The organism is Microcoleus sp. MON1_C5 (assembly GCF_036701875.1).
Lineage (GTDB): Bacteria > Cyanobacteriota > Cyanobacteriia > Cyanobacteriales > Microcoleaceae > Microcoleus.
In genome coordinates this window covers 66,501-87,168 of record NZ_JAUBRN010000027.1, presented here as the reverse complement: position 1 = coordinate 87,168, position 20,668 = coordinate 66,501, and the positions used below count along the sequence as shown (strand labels likewise).

At 44.8% G+C, this 20,668-nt stretch carries 22 protein-coding genes and 1 riboswitch; of the genes, 7 read left to right on the top strand and 15 right to left on the bottom strand.

Annotated features, from left to right (window positions below):
- Positions 1–13: 13 nt before the first annotated feature.
- The 3 genes from QUA71_RS15260 to QUA71_RS15250 all read right to left on the bottom strand — a co-directional run bounded on the left by QUA71_RS15260 (position 14) and on the right by QUA71_RS15250 (position 1,246).
- A complete protein-coding gene (locus QUA71_RS15260; RefSeq protein ID WP_333286147.1) occupies positions 14–244 on the bottom strand; it encodes a hypothetical protein in 231 nt (76 codons plus the stop codon).
- A 241-nt stretch (positions 245–485) separates the two neighbouring features.
- A complete protein-coding gene (locus QUA71_RS15255; RefSeq protein ID WP_333286145.1) occupies positions 486–809 on the bottom strand; it encodes a WGxxGxxG family protein in 324 nt (107 codons plus the stop codon).
- A gap of 113 nt (positions 810–922) precedes the next feature.
- On the bottom strand, positions 923–1,246 hold the full coding sequence (locus QUA71_RS15250; protein ID WP_333286143.1) for a WGxxGxxG family protein: 324 nt from the start codon (positions 1,244–1,246) through the stop codon (positions 923–925).
- Between the two features lie 322 nt (positions 1,247–1,568).
- On the opposite strand from QUA71_RS15250, the gene QUA71_RS15245 reads away from it, so the two are divergent.
- Both QUA71_RS15245 and QUA71_RS15240 read left to right on the top strand, forming a co-directional pair.
- On the top strand, positions 1,569–2,213 hold the full coding sequence (locus QUA71_RS15245; RefSeq protein WP_190661578.1) for a hypothetical protein: 645 nt from the start codon (positions 1,569–1,571) through the stop codon (positions 2,211–2,213).
- A gap of 20 nt (positions 2,214–2,233) precedes the next feature.
- Positions 2,234–2,980, top strand: coding sequence for a pentapeptide repeat-containing protein (locus tag QUA71_RS15240; RefSeq protein ID WP_333286141.1), 747 nt, complete (start codon positions 2,234–2,236; stop codon positions 2,978–2,980).
- Between the two features lie 178 nt (positions 2,981–3,158).
- Here the strand turns inward: QUA71_RS15240 and QUA71_RS15235 are convergent, their stop codons facing one another.
- Positions 3,159–3,686, bottom strand: a complete 528-nt coding sequence (locus QUA71_RS15235; protein WP_333217731.1) for a hypothetical protein — start codon at positions 3,684–3,686, stop codon at positions 3,159–3,161.
- Between the two features lie 85 nt (positions 3,687–3,771).
- On the opposite strand from QUA71_RS15235, the gene pyrE reads away from it, so the two are divergent.
- The 3 genes from pyrE to QUA71_RS15220 all read left to right on the top strand — a co-directional run bounded on the left by pyrE (position 3,772) and on the right by QUA71_RS15220 (position 5,677).
- Complete coding sequence (gene pyrE / locus QUA71_RS15230) at positions 3,772–4,359, top strand: orotate phosphoribosyltransferase (RefSeq protein ID WP_333286138.1); 588 nt, start codon at positions 3,772–3,774, stop codon at positions 4,357–4,359.
- Positions 4,360–4,721: 362 nt separating this feature from the next.
- Positions 4,722–5,339 (top strand): hypothetical protein, encoded by a 618-nt coding sequence (locus QUA71_RS15225; RefSeq protein WP_333286136.1) that lies wholly within the window; start codon positions 4,722–4,724, stop codon positions 5,337–5,339.
- Positions 5,340–5,560: 221 nt separating this feature from the next.
- A complete protein-coding gene (locus tag QUA71_RS15220) occupies positions 5,561–5,677 on the top strand; it encodes a hypothetical protein (protein ID WP_333286134.1) in 117 nt (38 codons plus the stop codon).
- 397 nt (positions 5,678–6,074) lie between these two features.
- Here QUA71_RS15220 and thiC read toward each other — a convergent pair whose 3' ends face one another.
- From thiC to QUA71_RS15175, 9 genes are all read right to left on the bottom strand, one after another.
- Positions 6,075–7,448, bottom strand: a complete 1,374-nt coding sequence (thiC, locus tag QUA71_RS15215) for a phosphomethylpyrimidine synthase ThiC (protein ID WP_333286132.1) — start codon at positions 7,446–7,448, stop codon at positions 6,075–6,077.
- Between the two features lie 7 nt (positions 7,449–7,455).
- Positions 7,456–7,552: riboswitch (TPP riboswitch) on the bottom strand.
- Between the two features lie 266 nt (positions 7,553–7,818).
- Entirely contained in the window at positions 7,819–8,508 is a 690-nt protein-coding gene (locus QUA71_RS15210; protein ID WP_333286130.1) for a hypothetical protein, read from the bottom strand.
- Positions 8,509–8,520: 12 nt separating this feature from the next.
- On the bottom strand, positions 8,521–8,766 hold the full coding sequence (locus QUA71_RS15205) for an HNH endonuclease (protein ID WP_333286128.1): 246 nt from the start codon (positions 8,764–8,766) through the stop codon (positions 8,521–8,523).
- A gap of 88 nt (positions 8,767–8,854) precedes the next feature.
- Positions 8,855–11,827, bottom strand: a complete 2,973-nt coding sequence (locus tag QUA71_RS15200; protein WP_333286126.1) for a dynamin family protein — start codon at positions 11,825–11,827, stop codon at positions 8,855–8,857.
- A gap of 165 nt (positions 11,828–11,992) precedes the next feature.
- A complete protein-coding gene (locus tag QUA71_RS15195; RefSeq protein WP_333286124.1) occupies positions 11,993–12,121 on the bottom strand; it encodes a hypothetical protein in 129 nt (42 codons plus the stop codon).
- Positions 12,122–12,133: 12 nt separating this feature from the next.
- Positions 12,134–12,694: a Uma2 family endonuclease gene (locus QUA71_RS15190; protein ID WP_333286122.1), complete on the bottom strand. Its 561-nt coding sequence runs from the start codon at positions 12,692–12,694 to the stop codon at positions 12,134–12,136.
- A 324-nt stretch (positions 12,695–13,018) separates the two neighbouring features.
- Positions 13,019–15,205 carry a tetratricopeptide repeat protein gene (locus tag QUA71_RS15185; RefSeq protein WP_333286121.1) on the bottom strand — a complete coding sequence of 729 codons (2,187 nt, stop codon included), beginning with the start codon at positions 15,203–15,205 and terminating at the stop codon, positions 13,019–13,021.
- Between the two features lie 315 nt (positions 15,206–15,520).
- The gene (locus tag QUA71_RS15180; protein ID WP_333286119.1) at positions 15,521–16,393 is read right to left on the bottom strand and encodes a 6-carboxytetrahydropterin synthase; all 873 of its coding nucleotides are present in this window, start codon (positions 16,391–16,393) and stop codon (positions 15,521–15,523) included.
- A gap of 48 nt (positions 16,394–16,441) precedes the next feature.
- Positions 16,442–16,765 (bottom strand): hypothetical protein, encoded by a 324-nt coding sequence (locus QUA71_RS15175; RefSeq protein ID WP_190738166.1) that lies wholly within the window; start codon positions 16,763–16,765, stop codon positions 16,442–16,444.
- Between the two features lie 79 nt (positions 16,766–16,844).
- On the opposite strand from QUA71_RS15175, the gene QUA71_RS15170 reads away from it, so the two are divergent.
- Complete coding sequence (locus tag QUA71_RS15170) at positions 16,845–18,344, top strand: cyclic nucleotide-binding domain-containing protein (RefSeq protein ID WP_333286116.1); 1,500 nt, start codon at positions 16,845–16,847, stop codon at positions 18,342–18,344.
- Positions 18,334–18,474 carry a hypothetical protein gene (locus tag QUA71_RS15165; protein WP_333286114.1) on the top strand — a complete coding sequence of 47 codons (141 nt, stop codon included), beginning with the start codon at positions 18,334–18,336 and terminating at the stop codon, positions 18,472–18,474. The genes QUA71_RS15170 and QUA71_RS15165 overlap by 11 nt, the downstream gene beginning before the upstream one ends.
- On the opposite strand, the gene QUA71_RS15160 is transcribed toward QUA71_RS15165, so the two are convergent.
- On the bottom strand, positions 18,457–19,137 hold the full coding sequence (locus tag QUA71_RS15160; protein ID WP_333286113.1) for a J domain-containing protein: 681 nt from the start codon (positions 19,135–19,137) through the stop codon (positions 18,457–18,459). The two genes, QUA71_RS15165 and QUA71_RS15160, sit on opposite strands and share 18 nt — an antisense overlap.
- Before the next feature lie 547 nt (positions 19,138–19,684).
- Positions 19,685–20,647 carry a cysteine synthase A gene (gene cysK / locus QUA71_RS15155; RefSeq protein WP_333286110.1) on the bottom strand — a complete coding sequence of 321 codons (963 nt, stop codon included), beginning with the start codon at positions 20,645–20,647 and terminating at the stop codon, positions 19,685–19,687.
- Positions 20,648–20,668: the final 21 nt, after the last annotated feature.

The following is a 20,668-nucleotide window of genomic DNA, read 5'->3' as shown; positions in this document are numbered from 1 at the left end:
ACATGGCTCAAGCTCAACGTCTTGCTGGCTTTAATTTTAACATCCTCAAAGACTTGTTTAGAATGAAATAGCCCTGCGCTAAGACTACGCAATAAGCGCTTAAGTCGTAGCGACCTACATCTTTTTTTGTGTCCATCCAGTACCTGATGCAGCTATTCCGAATAAAACGAGCAGTACGAATGGCTTCGTCTAGCCGTTCGTACTGCTCGTTTTTTCCTTCTAGCTTGGCTTCAAATACTAACATTTACGTCGGTGGGATGCTGCATATAAAGACTAATTCACAGTTTTGGCTAAATTAAAGCCGTCCTATAAGGACGGGGCTTTAGACCCAGTTTTTCGGTAACCAATTTAATCCTGGTTCGATCGCGCATCATCTCAAACAAAAAAACCTCACAGATGGAGGTTTTTTGATGATTATTTGGGAGCGTCGGACAGGTTAAAACATCCTGTCCCTGCATAATGCCCACAGCACTAAGACTCAATTCTTAGCGGTAGTCAGTGCGCGCAGCGGGCTCGCGATCGCTCGTTGTAGTGGTATGGCGGACATTTTCTTCGCGTTTGCGCGGAATCAAACCCAACAAGCCAGACAAGCCTAGCAGTCCCAACCATCCCCAATCAAAATCGCGATCGGTCTCAGCATTGGAGACATCGGAGCCAGGAGTGGTGGTGGTTGTAGTGCTGTTAGTACCGGAAGTTGTACCGCCAGTTGTATCTGTCTGAGCTGAAGCAGGGAGATGAGCAGGTGCTAGGGCTAAACCAGCAGCTATAATACCTGCACCGATTGCTTTGGATAAATCAGAACGTTTCATAATTCAACTCCTCTGTGTTGGCTAAAATCTTTAACTATCAAAACTATATCGATCGGCGGACAGGTTAAAACATCCTGTCCCTGCATAATGGCCACAGCACTAAGACTCAATTCTTAACGGTAGTCAGTGCGCGCAGCGGGTTCGCGATCGCTCGTTGTAGTGGTATAGCGGACATTTTCTTCGCGTTTGCGCGGAATCAAACCCAACAAACCAGACAAGCCTAGCAGTCCCAACCAGCCCCAATCAAAATCGCGATCGGTTTCAGCATTGTAGACATCGGAGCGAGGAGTGGTGGTAGTTGTAGTGCTGTTAGTACCGGAAGTTGTACCGCCAGTTGTATCTGTCTGAGCTGAAGCAGGGAGATGAGCTGGTGCTATGGCTAAACCAGCAGCTATAATACCTGCACCGATTGCTTTGGATAAATCAGAACGTTTCATAATTCAACTGCTCTCTGTTGGCTAAAATCTTTAACTATCATCACTATATCGATCGGCTATCCAAGTTAAATCCACCTCTAGCAGTAAACATTGTTATGTTCCACGTATAACTACAGATTGATATCAAATTTTTAGCACCCGCACAAAATTAAAGGTTGCTCGCGGAGGCACTCCGGCACGAGAAATGGCGCATCTGGCACCTCACTCGGTTGTGAGGCCCTGCGGCAGTCCCGACAATAGACAAGGTGTGGGGGACAAAAAAAGGTAAACTCAGATATTGCACAGACAAGTGCTGGAACTCGATCGACGGAGATCAAAACTTTTGGGAATAGAGTTACGCAGCTACGTATTTCTAGACAACTTGCAGCCACAGCACGCAGCATACATCGGCACAGTCGCTGCCGGATTCTTGCCGCTGCCAGGGGATGCGTCGCTGTGGATAGAAATCTCGCCCGGTATCGAAATTAACCGAATTACCGATGTCGCCCTCAAATCTGCCTCCGTGCGCCCGGGAGTGCAGATAGTCGAACGCTTGTACGGACTTCTGGAAGTACACTCGAGTCAGCAGGGGGAAACGCGGGCCGCAGGCAAAGCAATTCTAGAATTCATCGGACTCCGCAGAGAAGAAGGTATCAAACCGCGCGTGATTTCCAGTCAAATTATTCGCAACATTGACCCCCACCAAACACAATTAATCAACCGCACCCGCCGCGGACAGTTGCTGCTGGCGGGACAAACGCTTTACGTCTTAGAAGTAGAGCCGGCTGCTTATGCAGCGCTGGCGGCCAATGAAGCAGAAAAAGGCGCATCTATTAACATCTTAGAGGTTCAGGCTGTAGGCAGTTTCGGACGGCTTTACCTCGGCGGCGCAGAACGAGATATTATAGCAGGTTCCCAGGCAGCAATTGCGGCAGTGGAAAACGTGACGGGTCGAGAAAATCCAGCAATTGTTGGTCGCAAGGAATAGCCGTTAAAGGAGATGCAATTATGGCAAACACACAGCATTTAGCGCTGTTAAAAAAAGGTGCAGTTAATTGGATTGAATGGAGAAGTCTCAACCCCAATATAGAACCGGATCTCAGCGAAGCTAACCTCGCCGAAGCAAATCTCAGAGGCGCGCATCTTTGGGGTTCGAACCTTTTTAAAACAGATTTGTTTAAGGCTAAATTAATTTCGGCAAACCTCGCCGAATCTAATTTTAGTTTAGCAAATCTTGCGGGAGCGCAACTGCTCGAAACTAATTTAATTAAAGCTAATTTAACTGGAACCAACCTCCGAGCGGCCGACCTCAGGGGAGCTGATTTGAGCAGTGCTAATTTAATTGGGGCTGACCTCACCGCTGCTAATCTCCAACAAACCGATTTCGGTGATGCGAATTTAATCGGTGCGGTGATGTTTCGAGCTAATGCGATGGGGGCGAACCTCAATTCTGCTAATCTCAGTCAAGCTAATCTCACTCAAGCCGAATTGATTGAAGCACATTGCTATGCAGCCAATTTCTCTAAAGCTCACCTCGGGGAAGCTCACTTCACTGGAGCATATCTTTTCAGAGCCAATCTCAGTTTTGCGGAGTTGAGCGCTGCCGATTTACGGTGGGCAAACCTCGGCAAAGCTGATTTGAGAGGGGCTAATTTGACCGGGGCAAATCTCAGGGGAGCGAAATTGGCGGGAGCTAATCTGGGCGAAGCTATTTTGAAAGGAACAATCATGCCTGACGGCAGCATGGTTTCATAAATATTGGATAATATTTACTCCTGTAAAATAACCGCGATAGTTAAAAAAAGTCAGTTGCGCGTTTACCGAAAGGATGGCCAAAACATGAGTTTTTGGGGCGGGTTGAGGCTTTCTCTCTAATACAAATCCGAGATGAGAGTAAACCCGCCTCGGCTCAAAACTCGCAACTGTCGATCGACTAATTCTTGCGAGCGGGCGATACTTGATAAAGTCCTCTAACTGGCCCTGGATCGGTCTGTGAACCTTCCTGCTGTGTTGGAAGTGTAAACTGATCTTGGAGTCCGGCGGGAGTGGCGAAACAGCCACTTGGCTGAGGTCCTAGCTGACAAGCTGGAGGCAGTGCCATGACTGAGGCATCGAAGGGATTAACTGCATCTGGGACGCGGAGAATCGGGTCGCTGGAAACTTGCCGCTGCATTACTCGTCGGTAGAAGCCGTTGACGCGACTGGCATCCCTCTCGATTTCTTTTTCGGGAAAGGCAACGACGCCGCTGGGGGAACCGATGCCTAAATAGTCGCCAAAGTAACCTTGCAAGCTAACGTTGTGGTAAAAGTCTCCTGAAGCTTGAAAAAATTGTCGGTTGAAGTCGTCGGCAATCGGGTGAAATCGCTCTGTTTGTGCTTGAGCTGGTTTGACGGATGCCATTGCGACAGAGGCGACAGCGAGAATCAACGCGCCGCTCAGGCTTTTTAACTTTTGACTCATAATATTTCAGCCTCCTTAATTAATTCCGATTCCACTATAAACTGATTATCGACGGATTATTTGTGTTTTTTACAAGGTGTGAGTTATGGATGCTGGGAATTTAAAGGTGTTGCGCGATCGACTTCTCGATTTGCTGTGCGAGTTTGCCTATCGCGAAGGCGATTTTGTGCTGTCTTCGGGGCAGAAAAGTTCTTATTATATTAACTGCAAACCGGTGACGCTGCACGCTGAAGGTGCTTTGGCAACGGGACGTTTGCTGTTGTCGATGCTGTCGCCGGATGTGCAAGCTGTGGGCGGTTTGACTTTGGGTGCTGACCCGATTGTAACTGCGGTGAGTGTGGTTTCGGCTCTGGAAGGTCGATCGATTCCGGCGCTAATTGTCAGAAAGGAGACGAAGGGACACGGGACAATGGCTTATATTGAGGGGCCGCTGTTGCCAGAGGGCACGAATGTGGCGGTTTTGGAGGATGTGGTGACGACGGGTAAGTCGGCGATGCAGGCGGTGGAAAGGTTGCGGGGTGCGGGTTATAAAGTCGATCGCGTGTTGTCGCTGATTGACAGGGAGCAAGGTGGTGCGGAGTTTTATCGCTCTGTTGGATTGGACTTTGAAACAGTTTTTACGATTAAGGATCTTAAGGAATGGCGATCGCGCATGGCTGAATCACAAGAATAGCCCTAGCTTCTGCCTCCAAAAATAGGACAAAGGCGCAACTTTAGTCGCTACTTCTCAATAGTAGTGATTAAAGTCCCTGCTACGAAGAGCTAAGGGAATATTTACGGGTAATGGGTAAGCCCTAGTGCCATGTGCCGAGAGTTAAAAAGGCAGGGACTAACAAAAAAAATACGCTCCTAGGCCGTCAAGCTGCGACGCCGTGCAGGTACAAAAATTAAGAGTAGAATACTGCGAAAAAGTGAATTATACAGAGCCATAAAACTTGGTAGTGCTAGAGGAAAGCGGTGTTTTATGGGGTGGTATTAATTAGAAACTATGCCTGCTCTAATTTTATCAAAATCAGCTCAGGTACTTGGATAACAATGGAAAATAAAGTTTTCCGTGCTAAACAAGCGCAAGCTTTCAGGTTCACAATCTATACCAATCGGCTGATTTTAGCAGAGGGAAATTATAACCTGCGTGAGATATTAACTAGAGAAGACAGTTTTAATATGTTATATGACGCGGCGCAAGGAGAAGCAGCAATGATTTTACCTGCATCTATTAAAATGAAATGGAAACTACTGGCAACAGCCTTTATTTGTCCTCTGACACTAATTGGTGTTGGGATTGGGCAACAACCGATTCAAGCACAACAAAATCCATCTAAGACTAATGTTGCTGCTTTGCCCGATGGTATTTACCTGTACGGAGATTCGCCACAGCCCAACCAAGTTCTTCAAAACTACATTGTGTTTCAACGCCAGAACGATCGGGTGGTTGGTGCAATCTACGCGCCGCGATCGGACTTTGCGTGCTTCACTGGTAAAATTCAGGGAAACACACTCTCCGGGAAGGCAATCTCACCCGGCGGAAAAATTCCAACAATTGAAATCAATACTCAGCTAACAAATCTGCATTCTATTCGCACAATTAGCTCAAACGATCGGCGCATTCTTTCAACGTGCCAACAGACAGCGCAAGCTAACATATCCCGGTAAATCTTTTACTTAGCTCAAATGCTGCATTAGGCGGGCGGTGCGTTACACTTCGTTAACGCACCCTAGGACTTGAAAATTTCTGGTTACTAGGATTTGCCGGGTAATAAATATCTAGAGGCTATGCCTCGATTGAAAAGTAGTAGAAAATATAAGCTTTTACCGCCGGCTTAATGGCCCTGAAAAAAATCCGTTTTATTGACTTATTCTCAGGAGTAGGCGCCATGAGATTAGCGTTTGAATCCGCCGCTCGTTCCTTGAATCTGGAAACGGAATGCCTCTTAAGCAGCGAAATCAATCTCGACGCTCAGTTAGTTTACCAGTACAGGGTAGGCGACTAATTGACTCTCGCGGTGGCAATTCTCTTCATTCTTGGGAACTGGGTTTGCGAGGCGAGTTCAGTTTAGACGAAATTGAGTTGATGAAGAGTTTTATATTGAAAAGGCGAAATAAAGAATTTGGGCATGACCCAGATTGCCAGCTATTAACTAAAGAGCAAATAGCTACTTTTTTTGCTCATCCCAATCTCGATAAAATTCTGGCTTCCTTGGTAACAAAAAAATTACCTGCAAAGGAACATCGCAATTCTCCTTGTCGGAAACTCCTTTTAATATAACCTTAAGTGAGGTGCGCCATCAGCACCCTAGTTTTGGGCGAGCAGGATGCCCGCCCCACAAGAAACGAAACAGCTTTACGATTAAGTAAGGCGGGCATTGCCCACCCTACGAATTAATCCAATTAGCTTTGGGCTACAGGTTCCTTAGCCAAAAACTTCTCTAATTCCGTCAAAGCATCGGCATCAACTTTAGTCTGCATCGGACAGAACTTAGGCCCGCACATTGAACAGAATTCAGCAGTTTTGTAGATATCCGCCGGCAAAGTTTCGTCGTGATATTCCTTTGCCCGTTCTGGATCTAATGACAGCTCAAATTGACGGTTCCAATCGAAATTGTAACGCGCTTTCGAGAGTTCATCATCGCGATCGCGCGCACCCGGACGGCCCCGTGCAATATCCGCAGCGTGAGCCGCGATTTTGTAAGCAATCAGCCCGTTTCGGACATCCTCAGCATCCGGCAATCCTAAGTGTTCCTTCGGCGTCACGTAACACAGCATTGCAGTACCGTACCAACCAGCCATCGCCGCCCCAATTGCTGAGGTAATGTGGTCGTATCCAGGCGCAATATCTGTCACCAACGGCCCCAAAACATAGAAGGGTGCTTCGGAACATTCCTCCATTTGTTTTTTGACATTAAACTCAATTTGATCCATCGGCACGTGGCCCGGGCCTTCCACCATTACCTGCACGTCATGTTCCCAAGCTTTGCGAGTTAATTGTCCCAAAGTTTTGAGTTCAGCTAATTGAGCTTCATCCGACGCATCGTGAGTGCAACCGGGGCGCAGAGAATCTCCCAAACTAAACGAAACATCGTATTTTTTGAAGATTTCAATGATGTCGTTAAAGTGAGTGTAGAGAGGATTTTGTTTGTGGTGATGCAGCATCCACCGCGCCAAAATTCCGCCACCGCGAGAGACAATTCCAGTTAGCCGATTTTTCACCAACGGCAAATGCTCAATCAAAATTCCGGCGTGAATAGTTTGGTAATCAACACCTTGTTGAGCGTGTTTGTCAATGATGTGAAGAAAGTCATTGGGGGTCAGACTTTCCATATTACCGTGAACGCTTTCTAGAGCTTGGTAAATTGGTACAGTACCGATCGGCACCGGTGAAGCTTTGATAATCGTAGTGCGAATTTCATCCAAATTGCCGCCGCCGGTGGACAAGTCCATCACGGTATCAGCGCCGTATTTCACTGCTAGTTTAAGCTTGTCAACTTCTTCTTCCATATTGGAAGAGTTGGGAGATGCACCGATATTAGCATTGACTTTGCATTTAGAGGCAATGCCGATCGCCATCGGTTCTAAATTCGTGTGATTGATATTAGCGGGAATAATCATCCGTCCCCGCGCTACTTCGGCGCGGATAAGTTCTGGCGGGAGATTTTCTCGCTTAGCAACAAAGTGCATTTCCTCAGTAATTACACCTTGGCGGGCGTAGTGCATCTGAGATACATTGCTTTGCCCCTGACGCTTCGCGATCCATTCGGTACGCATATTTAATTTCCTTGATAAACAGCTTCCCTCCGCTGGTATTACCCAGACTCAGGTTCTAAGGGTGTTTTCTCAGCCCGGATATTCGGGCACCCCTAGCTAAGCTGTTGATTGTATCACCGATTTCTGTGCGCGACGCCCGCAACTAAGGAAATCTTAATATTGAGATATAGATGAGGGGAGCGATCGCCATTTTGGGCCTTCTGATATTTTTACTGTTTAAAAAGTGCGATCGGACCGCATTTAACAATCTAAAAACAATCACACCTCATCAGGATTAATCCCCATTTCGCGCAATTTTGCTGCTAGGCGAATCGTGTTATTTTTTGCGCGAATCTCTGATGTTTTTCCCTTGCTGTCGTCGCTAATTAGTCTAAAAGCTACTTAAAACCTTTATAATTTTCAATAATTTTTCTCTGATTTCCAAAATTTGATGTAGTAATTGTTGGGAGTCTTCTGAAGAGTTAGCAAGTTTTTTAGAGAGTTGACCGTTGTATTTTCTAATTTTAGAATTGAGAAGTTTCAGAGGCTTAATATAATTTTCTTTCTTAAAATATAGTTCTCCCAATTTAATTGAATTAACTTCTTGCGTTTCAGCAATAAGATTAACTAGAGCTTCTAGTTTGGTGAGATTTAATACTAATAAGGGAGAATCGAGTTTCTCTTGAATTCTTGTTTCATTTATCTTCAATCTCCTAAGGTTCTCCCAGCACTCTACTAAAAGAGAGTTTGCTAAAATCTTATCTCTTTTTCTTGAGTCAGATTTTTCTTTTTCCTGGGCAATCACTACACCTAGAACAAAAGTAAATATTGATAAAACTTGTTTAAACGCTCCGGTTAGTTCATACTCAGGCAGCGCAAGACGAGTCAATATAAACGGAGATATTAACACTATTAATGAAGGTAATATTATCGGTTTTTTATTAAAAAATTTGAAAAGCTTTGATAAATAATTATCATACTCTTTGCTAAATCCAATGGATAATCCTGTATGAATAAACCATAAAACAGCTATGCTTGTACCCAAAATAGCAGGCCAATAGTTAGGAGTTGTTTCAGGCATACTTTTTCCTTTTCATTTGCTGAATCTACGCTTGAACCGGGGGTCAATACGGTCTTTTTTTCGTCTATTGCAATCGAAGCAAAGCGTTTGCAGATTGCTGATGTCATTTGAGCCTCCAAGAGCTAAGGGAATGATGTGATCGATCGTAAGATTAGTCTCTTGGTCAGTTGTGCCACAGCTTTTGCAGCAATTTCCATCGCGCTCAAAAACAAGTTTTCTCACCTTTGGTGGAATTAAACTTCGTGGAGTTTTTCTCATCAAAGACATTGCTGGTAGAAATTATAAAATCAGACACTTCCAGGCTCGTCATGTGGGGGCATATTGCCAATACCTCCTTGACAAATGCCTATGGCTTAGGCAGCTTTTTAAAGGCTCGTTTGACGCGCTTCTCTGCATCATCCATCACTTCTTTCTTTTTCTTAATTATTTCACCCTTACTAATTTCAAGAACCCTAGTAGATAAAGAAATTCGCCCCTTATCATCGTCTATTGCCAAAACTATTGCCTTAATTGCCTCACCCGTTTCAAATATAGGAATAAGAGATTCAAGGAAATCTTCGCTTACATTCCCTATATGTAAAGACCCCTCCTTATGCTCATTAATTTCTACGTCTCTCTCTCCGTCTTTAAAACTATCCACCTCGACATATACAACACGGTCGGTAACAGAAGTTACTGTACAATACACCAGTTTTCCTCTCTCTAATTGGTTGGATGTTGCAGATTGAGCAGCCAAGTAATTAGGTCGCATTAGCGGATCGGGACTCGCTCCAGATTCCGGGCTGTCATCTGACTCTACAGGATTTGTCTCACTATAACTTTGTGTAGCACTCGAATCATTTTCTGAGTCGAAACTGGAAGCCGATTCTGGTGGGATGTTATTTGAATCAACAGAATCTGTGTTAGTGAGAATTGATGTTACACTCGAATTATCTTTCGGTATTATACCCAGCTTGTAGTCGTCTAATTTCATAGCCTCTAAGCAGCTATTGATACCTTCAACAGCTTGGTTATAGTCGGAAATCTTTAGCTCAACTTCTCTCAACTTCTGGTCACGCTCGTCGATTTTAGCTTGAGCCTCTTTTTCTATCGCTTGCCGTTTGTTGGCGCGAGCGCGAGCGGATTGCTGCCCAATCAATTGCCGTTTATTTTCAGCCATCGACAACAGATATTTATTCAGCATTTTGATAATTTTTGAACCCAAATCAACTTCTATTGTTTGTTTAAACTTAGCTTTAAAATCAATTTCTAGCAGTTGACGTATAGGTGCTTCTGCTTCTACCATGCGTTTGACATCTCGACTTTTAGATGCTTCTTGCAAAGTTTCACGGAACTGATAGAGCCAAACACTATCTTCGTAATCATAAAGGTCGGGGCTTTCGACGATATAAAACACACATTCGGCACTCGCCAAAACCTTTACCCCCTCAATAATTATTTTTTCTATATTCTGTAACTCTTGGACAATTTCACAATCATCACCCAACAAATTACGAAGCTGACGGTAGTATGGTTGCTTGCGTACTCGCTTAATCAAGCGTTGGAAAAAACGAGCAATCAAAATTTCTGATTCCTTAACCAGAACATTCTCTAATCCATTAGCAATGTCATAGAAGGCTTGTCCCAAAACGGCTACTAAGGGCGCTGTGACATGACGATGATTGCGGCAGGTATTGGCGAAGGCATCTAATATAGAAAAGTTTTCTATCAAGTCGGTGAGATTCTCCTGCATATTCTGGTGAAGGTTGTTGAAATCTTGCTTAAAATCTTCGCAAGTATTTATCACCAATAGTTGAATTTCTTCTTCTATTTGTCGATAAAAGGCTTCGCCAACCTCCCATACTTCTTTCTCGATCTGTACCAAATCTCGTTCTGTCATTTCTGCAGTATTTGCAGGTTTATTTTTCCACTGACCGCGCTCTTCTAAGTAAGATTCACACAAGTCGTTACAGAGTTCGCTAATATCATTAGCTAGGTTGGCAAATAATTCTGGTCGCTTTTCCTCAGTCAAATAGCGGGTGATAGCATTACTAAATTCCTGAATACCACTATCCTGAAGCAACTGCTCGATTATGCTATCTTTATAAAGATTGAGAATTTCTATATATTTTTCGTTTTTGCTTTTATTTTTACGCAGTACAATATCGGGGAATTTATCAACGGGTAGTTTATCGGAATCGCAGTAGTCAAGAAACTCTCGCACAAATTCATGAGGGATTCCCTCAACTCCATCTGAGTTTTGTACAGGTTCAGTAGCCAATATAGAATTTAGTCCCCATCGCTCACTTTCACTTGTATTTTTGATCTGACAAGCCCAGAAACCTAGCAAAGCGCTAGTTTTATAAAATCCTCTAGGTGTATCATTAAAGTTTGTGCTAATCAGGTCAGAGAGGTCTTGTTCAAGTTTGGGGTTACGCCAGGTTTTATCAATAAGGTTAAATACATAAAACACACGATCACGAATTCCAGTGTTTTCTCGCATTACCTGTATTAGTCTTTTTTCTGCTGTTTCTGTTTCCCCTTCTTGATTGGCCTTCATGACACAGACAACGGCAGAAGTATTAGTGTCTTCGACTTTGCGAGAAGTCAATTGTGCATCTCTTTTCACAGGAGCATCAATCCCTGGTAAGTCAATCAGAACATTACCATCCTCTAACAACTGATGATGACGATAATAATCAATACGTTTGAGAACAGCACTACTTCTTCCGCGACCAGCGTAATTATGTGAATCTTTGGCTGAAAGACCTAACTCCTCCCTTTCATAAACTTTATTTTCAGATGAGTGAATGTACTCGCGGTGAAGCTGAAATCCTTCCAGTAATTCTTTCAGCCCATTAGCTTCTTCTCCCTTCTCTGTGTTTTTGGAACCGCCCTCCTGTTTAATGATTGTTGCACATTCTTCCACAAGCTGTTTAATTGCCTGCTCGTTAGTAATATCAATTTTATTTTTTAGTCTTAAGTTTTCACCCCGCTCATTCACTTCTTCCTGAATTTCTGATATGCTCAGAAATGTGAGTACATCTCGTTCTTCTTCTGGTGACTTGGCATACTCAATATAACATTCGAGGCCAGTAGCATGACCGGTATTACTGTACAGTAAGTTTTGCCCTAACAAGGCATTGATCAGCATTGACTTACCGGCACTGTATGTTCCTGCAAAAACAATCTCGAACCTGGGGGCAATTGCCTTATCACGGGAAGTCCTAATTGCGGCAGTATCGTGCTTCCCTCTCAAAGATGGCTCCTTCTCTAACAGCCGCAACAGACGATTTACATGGGCTTCTAAATTTTCACATTGATGTGGTTTTTGGGTCATGTGGAAAAAGCACTCTAATTTTCAGACAATTATTCAGAAGAGCCGGACTCCCTTAGCAAATCAAGCCCCCCTAGCCTACCTACCCACCAGTTAGTCTCGCCAGAGTCACCCGTGCCGATCGCAATCGCGCTCACCTTATTTGCCCCTAAGTCAGTATAGCTGAATTTAAGTCTCTTTTTCACCCGATGAAATTTTGTCTGTCTCCTGTTTTAATTCCGATATAATTGCGCCGCGATCGCGCCAAGCTTCCGCATTCTCAAGCTTAATGGCAATAGCTCGATCGTAAGCTGCCATTACTTATTCATACTAACCCAATATAAAATCAACGCTCACTTCTAAATCGGGAAAAGCCAGCGGCGCAACTTGTTGACCGCGCCAAAACTTGAGCATTAAACTATAACCGTTCGGGCCGGGCTGACGGTAGACTTCCAAACAATTTTCAACTAAATCTACTAGCCAAACTTCCTGAATTAGCGATCGAGCGTAAATGGATACTTTCACCTCTCTGTCATAATCAACCGTACTATCTGAAACTTCAACTAACAGCAAAACTTCAGACGGTACTGGATGGGCTGTGGCGTAGTAGTCAGCGCGAGGTTCCAGCAATACAACATCCGGTTGAGGTTCAGTCCGCTCAGTCAACTGGATAGGGTCTTGGGCACCTACAATCGCACGTCTTCTCTCCAAATCCGAGAACACAGCGATCAGACGCTTAACAGAACTTGCGTGACGAGTACCAATTGCAGCCATTTTAACAATCTCTCCTTCTATGAGTTCTACCCGATCGCCCTCGGAGAGAATACCAGCCTCAGTCATCAAATGATATTCTTTTACTGTAAATAACCGTTTTTGAAGCTGAACAGACATATAACTATTCTCCTCGTTTGCAGCTTACCTAAATTTACCATAAAAAAACCGCCCCAAACGGAGCGGAAAAAAGAGGAAAAATTTAGATGAGAAACCGTAGACAAAAAGCATTTAAATGTCCGCTATCAAGTCGGTTTAAATACTCTTAATAACTGTAGGGATGGTTCATCGCCAACTATTAATACAGTTGAATTTGAGTGCTGTTGCAAAAGTTTAGCTCGATATACAGGCAAAATATTCTCATCCATTGCCAACTTAAAACTAGAGCTTGCCTCCCGATTCCCTGACACTTAGGAATTTTGAAGAACCGGATTTTGACTGAGTTTAAGTCTCTTTTTCGGCGGAGTCAATTTTTTCTGTATCGTGCTTTAATTCTGATACAATTGCGCCTCGATCGCGCCAAGCTTCGGCATTTTCTGGTTTGATGGCAATAGCTCGATCGTAAGCTGCCATTGCTTCTTCATAGCGCTTTAATTCAGACAAGACTATCCCCACATGACGCCAAGCATCGTAGGAGTCTGGCTTAATAGCAATCGCTTTCTCATATGCTGCGATCGATTCTTCATGGCGCTGCAATTTGGCCAAAGATTCGCCTTTACCAAACCAAGCTTCGTAACACTCGGAATTAAGGGTAATTGCTGATTCGTAAGAGGCAATTGCTGCTTCGTGCTGCGACAGTTTGTCGAAAGCTGCGCCTCGGTTGTGCCACACTTCAAAATCCTGCGGTTTAAGGGCTATTGCTTTGTCGTAGGATTCGATCGATTCTTGATATCGCTGCATTTTGCCGAACACAGCGGCTCTATTGTACCAAACTTCGTATTTATCGGGCCGGATGGCGATCGCCCGATCGTAAGAATCAATAGCATCGCTGTAGCGGAGCAGTCTCCACAGCATATTGCCTCGATTGTACCAAGTTTCATATCTCTTGGGATTGAGTTCAAGGGCGCGATCGTAAGAATCAACTGCTGCTGCGTGCTGCTGTACTTTGGCCAGCATTGCACCTCGGTTGTGCCAAATTTCGCTGTCGGTTGCTTTGATAGCGAGGGCGCGATCGTAACTGGCGATCGCTTCTTCGTAATGCTGCAATTGACCCAACAAAGCGGCTATACTGTGCCAACAACCGTATTTTCTAGATTCGCTCGAACTTGCTCGCTCGTAACAGGCGATCGCCTCTTCGTACCTGTGCATTTTTCCCAGCAAGTACGCTTTATTATACCACACTTCGTAGTTATCTGGTTTAATCGATAGTGCTTGATCGTAACAGGCGAGTGCTTCTTCTGGGCGCTGCAATCTTATTAACACATTTCCGCGCCAATACCAAGCCTCATCCAAATTTTTATTCGCTAAAATAGCTTTTTCCAAGCAGCCTAATGCCTCATCATAATTCCCTTGAAAATAAAGCCCTTCGGCTTGCTTGATATAATCGTCAGCAATCAACTTTTCGTCGCTAGCAGGTGCCGTTTGCGAATTTTGGGAAGTGTTTAAGGGCGGTTGAGGTGCGACTTTGAGAGCTTCTTTGGCAACAACTGCGGGAACTTGGGAAATTTCTTGAACAATTTGAGATTTTTTCTCGTCAACTTCTGTCCGCAAAACTTGCAGGTGCATGATAAATTGAGATTTGAGAGTCTCAATTTGCTCGACGGAAGATTTGGAAAGTTCAGTTTCTCTAGTTAAAAAATCAATAGATTGTTTAGCGGCTGTCATTTGCGCTTCTAATTCATTCCTCAACTTTTGAGTCAGTTGGCTAGAATTTATGAGTTCTGATTCCAATACACCAATGCCTTGCAATCGTTTATTGGCATCCGCAACCAAGTGTTTGATTATCAGCCGTCGCATCATCCAAAAAAACGCAATTGTCACTGGTGGAAATACAGTACCAAGAATTAGTAAAATGTTGAGCAAAGTTATGGTACTATTAAAACCGTATCCCGATTCAGAACTGCCACTAGACGGGGAGATAAAAGCGACAACCTCGCGAACTTGAGGATTGGTCTCAACCCCAGTTTCGATTAATTTAGCCAGCCAGGTTTCTTGTAAAGATTTTGTTAGTTCATCGCCGGATGCAGCAGGAGTATTCGCCTTGGTTTTTGCACTAGCAGATAAATCCGGTTGAGCGGCCGCTACCAGCAAACCAGTCGGCGATTTTACAGCAATTCGCGGGGAAAATTGTTCGTGGGCGATCGTCTCAGGCTCGCTAATTGCCTCAGCCCGACGGGATAGGGTAGTATTTAGGAAAAATTGTTCGTGAGCGATCGTCTCAGGCTCGCTAATTGACTCAGCCCGACGGGATAGGGTAGTATTTGGGGAAAATTGTTCGTGGGCGATCGTCTCAGGCTCACTAATTGACTCAGCCCGACGCGATTCAGTATTATTTACCGCATCAACAAAGTTGCTAGCCTGCGGTGTCTCAGGAGAAATAGGATGTGCAGCAGGATTGGCGCTAGTATTAGCAGTTAAATTGTGGGATGCGAGGGCAGCCAGAGTCAAGAGAGCTACATTTGAGACGCGCATAAACGTCAACTCATTTAGGAGAAATTAGTGCTTGGTTGTCAGCGATCGGGCGATCGACCTCATACTCTCAGCAGTTAGAATAGCTGAGATGAGGAATGCTGACTTACTATCTCCAAAATACGCGCGGAGTCTGACTTTTCAGGAAAACTGCCAGTAATTCTGGGTGGGGAACTTTGATGAAAGAATATATTCTCCCGCCTCATGCGGTTGGATAACTCTCGGAATCATCATTAGGCTGGTAGGGCGGGGTTCACCAATCTGCACAATTAGCCAACTATCCCGGTGAACCCGCCCCAGCCGACCCGATTTTTAACTCTAAACCCCAGCTAATACCGCTTCCGGCTGCTGATGTTCAACCGCCACTTCTTCTAAATCAGCACCGTAAATTTCACAGCTATTATTCGGACTTTCAATCAGCTTAATTTTGTGCAACTCTGCGCCCAATTCCCGAACGGGCGCAAGCAACAATTGCCCGATCCGAACAGCAATATTCTCCGCAGTTGGCACAACGTTCTCAAAATAAGCAATATCCTGATTTAAAAAAGTGTGATCGAAAGGTTCAACAACATAATCGTCAACTGCTTTTTGCAAAGCTCCCAAATCAGCAATCATGCCAGTCCGCGCATCAATTTCCCCTTTAACAGTCACCTCTAAATGATAATTGTGACCGTGACCGTTGGGACGAGCACATTTGCCGTAAATTTCCGAGTTTTCTTCAAAGCTCAAATCGGGACGAGCCAACCGATGGGCGGCGCTAAAATGAGTGGACAAAGTTAGATAAGCTTCCATTCCGTTTCCTAAATATTCAGCCCAAAGTTCGGGATGTTCAAACAATTGAATTTTACTCACAGGTAAATGAGGGGCTAGCCGCAGCCAAATTTGCCGTGCTATGTTTTCGGTAGTTGGCAGAGTCTGCTCAAATTCCGGCCACGCTTCGTTAAGGTAGGAAAAATCGAGATGCTTGATAACTTCCCGCTTGATGACGTGCTTGACATCAGACAGGTTGAGCACCATGCCGTACTCGTCGAGTTCGCCTATCATGGAAACGTAAAGGACGTAATTGTGTCCGTGTCCCGGTGCGCGGGCAGTTGGGCCAAACCGCTCAAAGTTCTCGGCTTCGCTTAACTCCGGCAGCCAGTACCGGTGACTCGCCGAAAACTGTGCCCGACGATTGATGATGCACTGCATAAAAGTCAAGTAGGGTAAGCTTGTTAAGTTCTGTAAAGGACTTACTTCTTAAGGATAAACTAATTTTTGCTGGAATTTTTCGATTATTTGAGGGTGCTGTAAATGAATTTCTACCAATTTTCCAAATATTGGCAACAAGTCGCTCGATCGCGCCGCCGGGCCCTTTTTACGCCACAACACAGATATCCGGCAGAAAATACCGCTACAAAACCGTTTTTCGCCACCAGTTACTAACCCATCAGTTACCAGCCTTTGAGAAAGTGCGTGAAGCGGATCTATCCCGTTCGCGAAGCGTTCCCGAAGGGTAGGGAATCGACCTTTTTTGCAACACAGGGCACTCCACCGTTCGAGTTTTTCGCCTAAGCTCTGCAATAGTTAGCAGTTTGCGGTTCAATTGCGCTCAAAACTAATCACCCATTATCAATCACCAATTACCCATTACCAAATATTAATGAATTGGATTACTGTACGAGCCGATCGCTTTTTTGAACATTTCTGGGGTGCGATGACAACCCCGCTATTCTATATCGGGGACACTCATCTGTCCATCAGTGCGATCGTCAAACTGATAATCTTAGCTATATTTGCCTTCATTATAGCTAAGATTATCAGTGAAGGAATCAAGCGCAGCCTGCTAGTTCGGATGGGATTGGATCGCGGCAGTCGAGAAGCAATTTCTACAATCATTAGCTATATTTTAGCCACTATTGGCTGTATATTCGTCCTGCAAGGTTCCGGCATCAACCTCACTTCTCTCACCGTCTTAGCTGGGGTTGTCGGCATTGGTTTCGGCTTCGGCTTGCAAAATCTCGCCAGCAACTTTATCAGCGGTCTCACCCTGCTATTTGAACACCAAATTAGAGTCGGAGACTTTATTGAAATAGACAAGTTATTAGGAACAGTAGAAACAATTTCTATCCGCTCTACAATTATTAAAACAATTGACGGTCTATTTGTAATCATACCAAATATTAAGTTTGTCGAAACTAACATTATTAACTGGAGTTACAGAGACCCCCGATGTCGCCTCCACATCCCCGTGGGCGTTGCTTACGGATCTGACCCAGTAATAGTTACGGAAGCGCTGTTAATTGCGGCGCGGATGGAACCGAATGTCTTGTCCCATCCTTCTCCTAAAGTATGGTTTCACGGTTTTGGAGATAACGCTTTAAATTTTGAACTTTTAGTTTGGATTGACCAGCCGCAGGAAAGCGATGCTATTAAAAGCGCGGTAAATTTTTTAATAGATTACGAATTGCGCCACCGAAATATCGAAATTCCCTTTCCCCAGCGGGATTTGTGGCTGCGAAACCCCCAAGAGTTAACTCAACTTTTTCACAATAACAAAGACGATAATTCCAACGGAAAACTTTTTCCGCAGAATGCCAAACATTCAGCCGAGTTAAAATCTAATTCCACCGTTTCTGAACCTAAAAATTCAGCGCCTAAATCCCCCAATAATTGGACGCTGCGAGATTTGTTGCGGCGAGTAACTTATTTTGAACAGTGTACGGATTTAGAACTGCGGCAGTTAATTGAATACGGCTACCGACAACTGTTTCCAGCGGGACAGGTGGTATGTAAGGAAAATGACCCTGGCGATTCTTTTTATATTATTCTTTCAGGTACTGTAGAAGTTCTTTCTCAAAAAGCCGGTCAGTATATTGCTACGCTTCATGAGGGCGAGTTTTTTGGGGAAATATCTTTGCTGTTGGGTACTCCGAGAACGGCGACTGTTAAAACTAGCGAAGATGCAATTTTGTTTGTGGTGGAGCGTCACGATTTGCAAAAACTTTTAAGAGAACAACCCAATTTAGCCGATCAGATTGCTCAAAAATTGTCGGAACGCCAGCAAGCTTTGAGAGATTTGGGATTGTTAGATGACGACTCTCTGGAACAAACTCCTTTTATTAAAATTCGCAAGCGAATTCAAGTTCTTTTTGGAATTTGAAAGAAGGAAGAAGGAAGAAGGAAGAAGGAAGAGGGAAGAAGGAAGAGGGAAGAAGGAAGAAGGAAGAGGGAAGAAGGAAGAGGAAAGAAGGAAGAGGGAACAATCTGCTTTTTTAACTTTTAATTTTTAATTCATCCTGCGCTTCCCGCCGCAGCCTAGCGGCAATTCTAAACAGTTCTTGACCGGTGTGCAAGTGGCGATCGTCATAATTGAGGGTAAATAGCTGCAATTCTTCTATTCCGTCTCCGACTTGATTGATGCTGTAGTAGAGATAGGCCGCAACTCCGGCTACATTAGATGGATTGGGCATCGATGTAAGAAAGTTATGAGCTTTTTTAAGATACTCGCGGCTGGTTTCGATATAAAGTTGAAACTTTTCTATCAGTTCGTCATCAAACGGATCTGCGGACAACTCGTCTATTTCCTTTTTAAGCGGCTTCAAGATGCTGTTGAGCATTTTATTGACGGGTTTGTATACTTTAATCAGCCACTGTTCCATTTGTTCGTCAGCGTCCCGTGCTGTTTGTGTTTGCTGGCGGCTGACGTTTGGTGCGACTGGTGATTGCTGTTCGGTTTGCTCGGAAAATTGGCGATCGTAAGATTGTCTGTGCTGGGCGTCTCCTAATATTTCATAGGCTGCATTGAGGCGGACAATCTCTTCGTGATCGGCTTTGGAGCTGTGGCTGTCTGGATGAAATATTTTGACTAAACGGCGGTATGCTTGTTTAATCTCGGCTTGTGTTGCGGTTGGGCTAATCTTTAAGGTTTTGTAGTGATTGGTAACGGAAGACACGCTGTTATTTCCTTGAAATCTGGATAATCGGCGAAAAAGTGCTTGACAAAAATATCATTATTTGCTAATTTATTAGGTATTTATCTGATATAAATGCCAAAAAGTGTAAGTTGAAAAGGTCAGTTTTCAAATTATCATAAATCTATTTTAGAAAAAGATTGAGGCTTTTGAAGTGGCAAGCCGATCGATATTGCGGACTCTTATATAGCAATCCTAAATCATTTGTGAATTTCTTACTCCCTCCCCTTACCAAGGGGAGGGTTGGGGTAGGGTAAAAAATTTATGACTCATTTGGGACTCATCTAGCGCTCCTCCCACCAATTGTTACCTCCTTCTCTTGTCTTCCTTCCCGACAAGAGCGCTTACCCGCCGTTTCCCTAACGCGCTGAAAGCAGTTCGTTCAAAAAAAAGCCCCTTCAGAAATTCGGCTTCGCTCGCGATCGAGGAAGCTACAATATATCGCCATTCTTTAATCTACTAAAAAGCCAAGCAGGGCGTACACTGTACGCCCTGCTCTCAGTTTCTGCTACTTGGGCCGGAGGCTAGCCTAGTTGAGGGCCATCGCCAGATTCAGTTCTGGATCTTGGAACAAGGGAGTGCTGAGATAGCGTTCGCCGAAGCTAGGCTGAATCATCACAATCAATTTCCCTGCATTTTCGGGACGCTTGCCGACTTTCACCGCCGCACATAGTGCTGCACCGCTGGAAATACCGGACAAAATTCCTTCTTCTCTCGCCAAGCGCCGGCTGTAGGCGATGGACTCGTCATCGGTAACAACTATAATTTCGTCGATCGAATCCACATTCAGCACCGGTGGCACAAAACCAGCACCGATACCTTGAATTTTGTGAGGCCCTGGCTTTCCGCCCGAGAGTACCTGACTGTTGGCCGGCTCAACGGCGATCGCCTTAAACTCGGGTTTCCGCGACTTAATCACCTCTGCGACACCCGTAATCGTACCGCCCGTGCCGACTCCCGAAATCAGGAAATCCACCTCGCCGTCTGTATCTTCCCAAATTTCCTCAGCCGTTGTCGAACGGTGAACCTGCGGGTTCGCTGGATTCCGAAACTGCTGCAACATATACGCATTGGGAGTTGTGTCCACAATCTCTTGAGCGCGGCGGATGCAGCCGCTCATGCCCTCTATTCCGGGAGTCAGTTCTAGTTGGGCCCCGTAAGCTCGCAGCATCGATCGGCGTTCCGTGCTCATCGTATCAGGCATGGTCAAAATCAACTGGTAGCCCTTAGCCGCCGCCACCATTGCCAGAGCAATTCCGGTATTGCCAGAAGTCGGTTCCACTAAAACCGTTTTGCCTGGACTAATCAGCCCTTCTGCCTCGGCTTGATTGACCATACTGACACCGATGCGGTCTTTCACCGATGATGCCGGATTCATGCCTTCGAGTTTTACCACAATCCGAGCCAAGCAGCCTTCGGCTTGGGGAATGCGGTTGAGTTGCACCAGAGGCGTCCGCCCTACCAATTCTGTAATGTCGCCAGCAATACGCATAATCTTTGTCAGTGTGTGGTT

What these genes read in the sequence shown, in the direction of transcription:
- QUA71_RS15260 (WP_333286147.1), bottom strand. Translation starts at nt 244, where the DNA reads ATGTTAGTATTTGAAGCCAAGCTAGAAGGAAAAAACGAGCAGTACGAA.
- QUA71_RS15255 (WP_333286145.1), bottom strand. Translation starts at nt 809, where the DNA reads ATGAAACGTTCTGATTTATCCAAAGCAATCGGTGCAGGTATTATAGCT.
- QUA71_RS15250 (WP_333286143.1), bottom strand. Translation starts at nt 1,246, where the DNA reads ATGAAACGTTCTGATTTATCCAAAGCAATCGGTGCAGGTATTATAGCT.
- QUA71_RS15240 (WP_333286141.1), top strand. Translation starts at nt 2,234, where the DNA reads ATGGCAAACACACAGCATTTAGCGCTGTTAAAAAAAGGTGCAGTTAAT.
- QUA71_RS15235 (WP_333217731.1), bottom strand. Translation starts at nt 3,686, where the DNA reads ATGAGTCAAAAGTTAAAAAGCCTGAGCGGCGCGTTGATTCTCGCTGTC.
- pyrE (WP_333286138.1), top strand. Translation starts at nt 3,772, where the DNA reads ATGGATGCTGGGAATTTAAAGGTGTTGCGCGATCGACTTCTCGATTTG.
- QUA71_RS15225 (WP_333286136.1), top strand. Translation starts at nt 4,722, where the DNA reads ATGGAAAATAAAGTTTTCCGTGCTAAACAAGCGCAAGCTTTCAGGTTC.
- QUA71_RS15220 (WP_333286134.1), top strand. Translation starts at nt 5,561, where the DNA reads ATGAGATTAGCGTTTGAATCCGCCGCTCGTTCCTTGAATCTGGAAACG.
- thiC (WP_333286132.1), bottom strand. Translation starts at nt 7,448, where the DNA reads ATGCGTACCGAATGGATCGCGAAGCGTCAGGGGCAAAGCAATGTATCT.
- QUA71_RS15210 (WP_333286130.1), bottom strand. Translation starts at nt 8,508, where the DNA reads ATGCCTGAAACAACTCCTAACTATTGGCCTGCTATTTTGGGTACAAGC.
- QUA71_RS15205 (WP_333286128.1), bottom strand. Translation starts at nt 8,766, where the DNA reads ATGAGAAAAACTCCACGAAGTTTAATTCCACCAAAGGTGAGAAAACTT.
- QUA71_RS15200 (WP_333286126.1), bottom strand. Translation starts at nt 11,827, where the DNA reads ATGACCCAAAAACCACATCAATGTGAAAATTTAGAAGCCCATGTAAAT.
- QUA71_RS15195 (WP_333286124.1), bottom strand. Translation starts at nt 12,121, where the DNA reads ATGGCAGCTTACGATCGAGCTATTGCCATTAAGCTTGAGAATGCGGAA.
- QUA71_RS15190 (WP_333286122.1), bottom strand. Translation starts at nt 12,694, where the DNA reads ATGTCTGTTCAGCTTCAAAAACGGTTATTTACAGTAAAAGAATATCAT.
- QUA71_RS15185 (WP_333286121.1), bottom strand. Translation starts at nt 15,205, where the DNA reads ATGCGCGTCTCAAATGTAGCTCTCTTGACTCTGGCTGCCCTCGCATCC.
- QUA71_RS15180 (WP_333286119.1), bottom strand. Translation starts at nt 16,393, where the DNA reads ATGCAGTGCATCATCAATCGTCGGGCACAGTTTTCGGCGAGTCACCGG.
- QUA71_RS15170 (WP_333286116.1), top strand. Translation starts at nt 16,845, where the DNA reads ATGAATTGGATTACTGTACGAGCCGATCGCTTTTTTGAACATTTCTGG.
- cysK (WP_333286110.1), bottom strand. Translation starts at nt 20,647, where the DNA reads ATGCGTATTGCTGGCGACATTACAGAATTGGTAGGGCGGACGCCTCTG.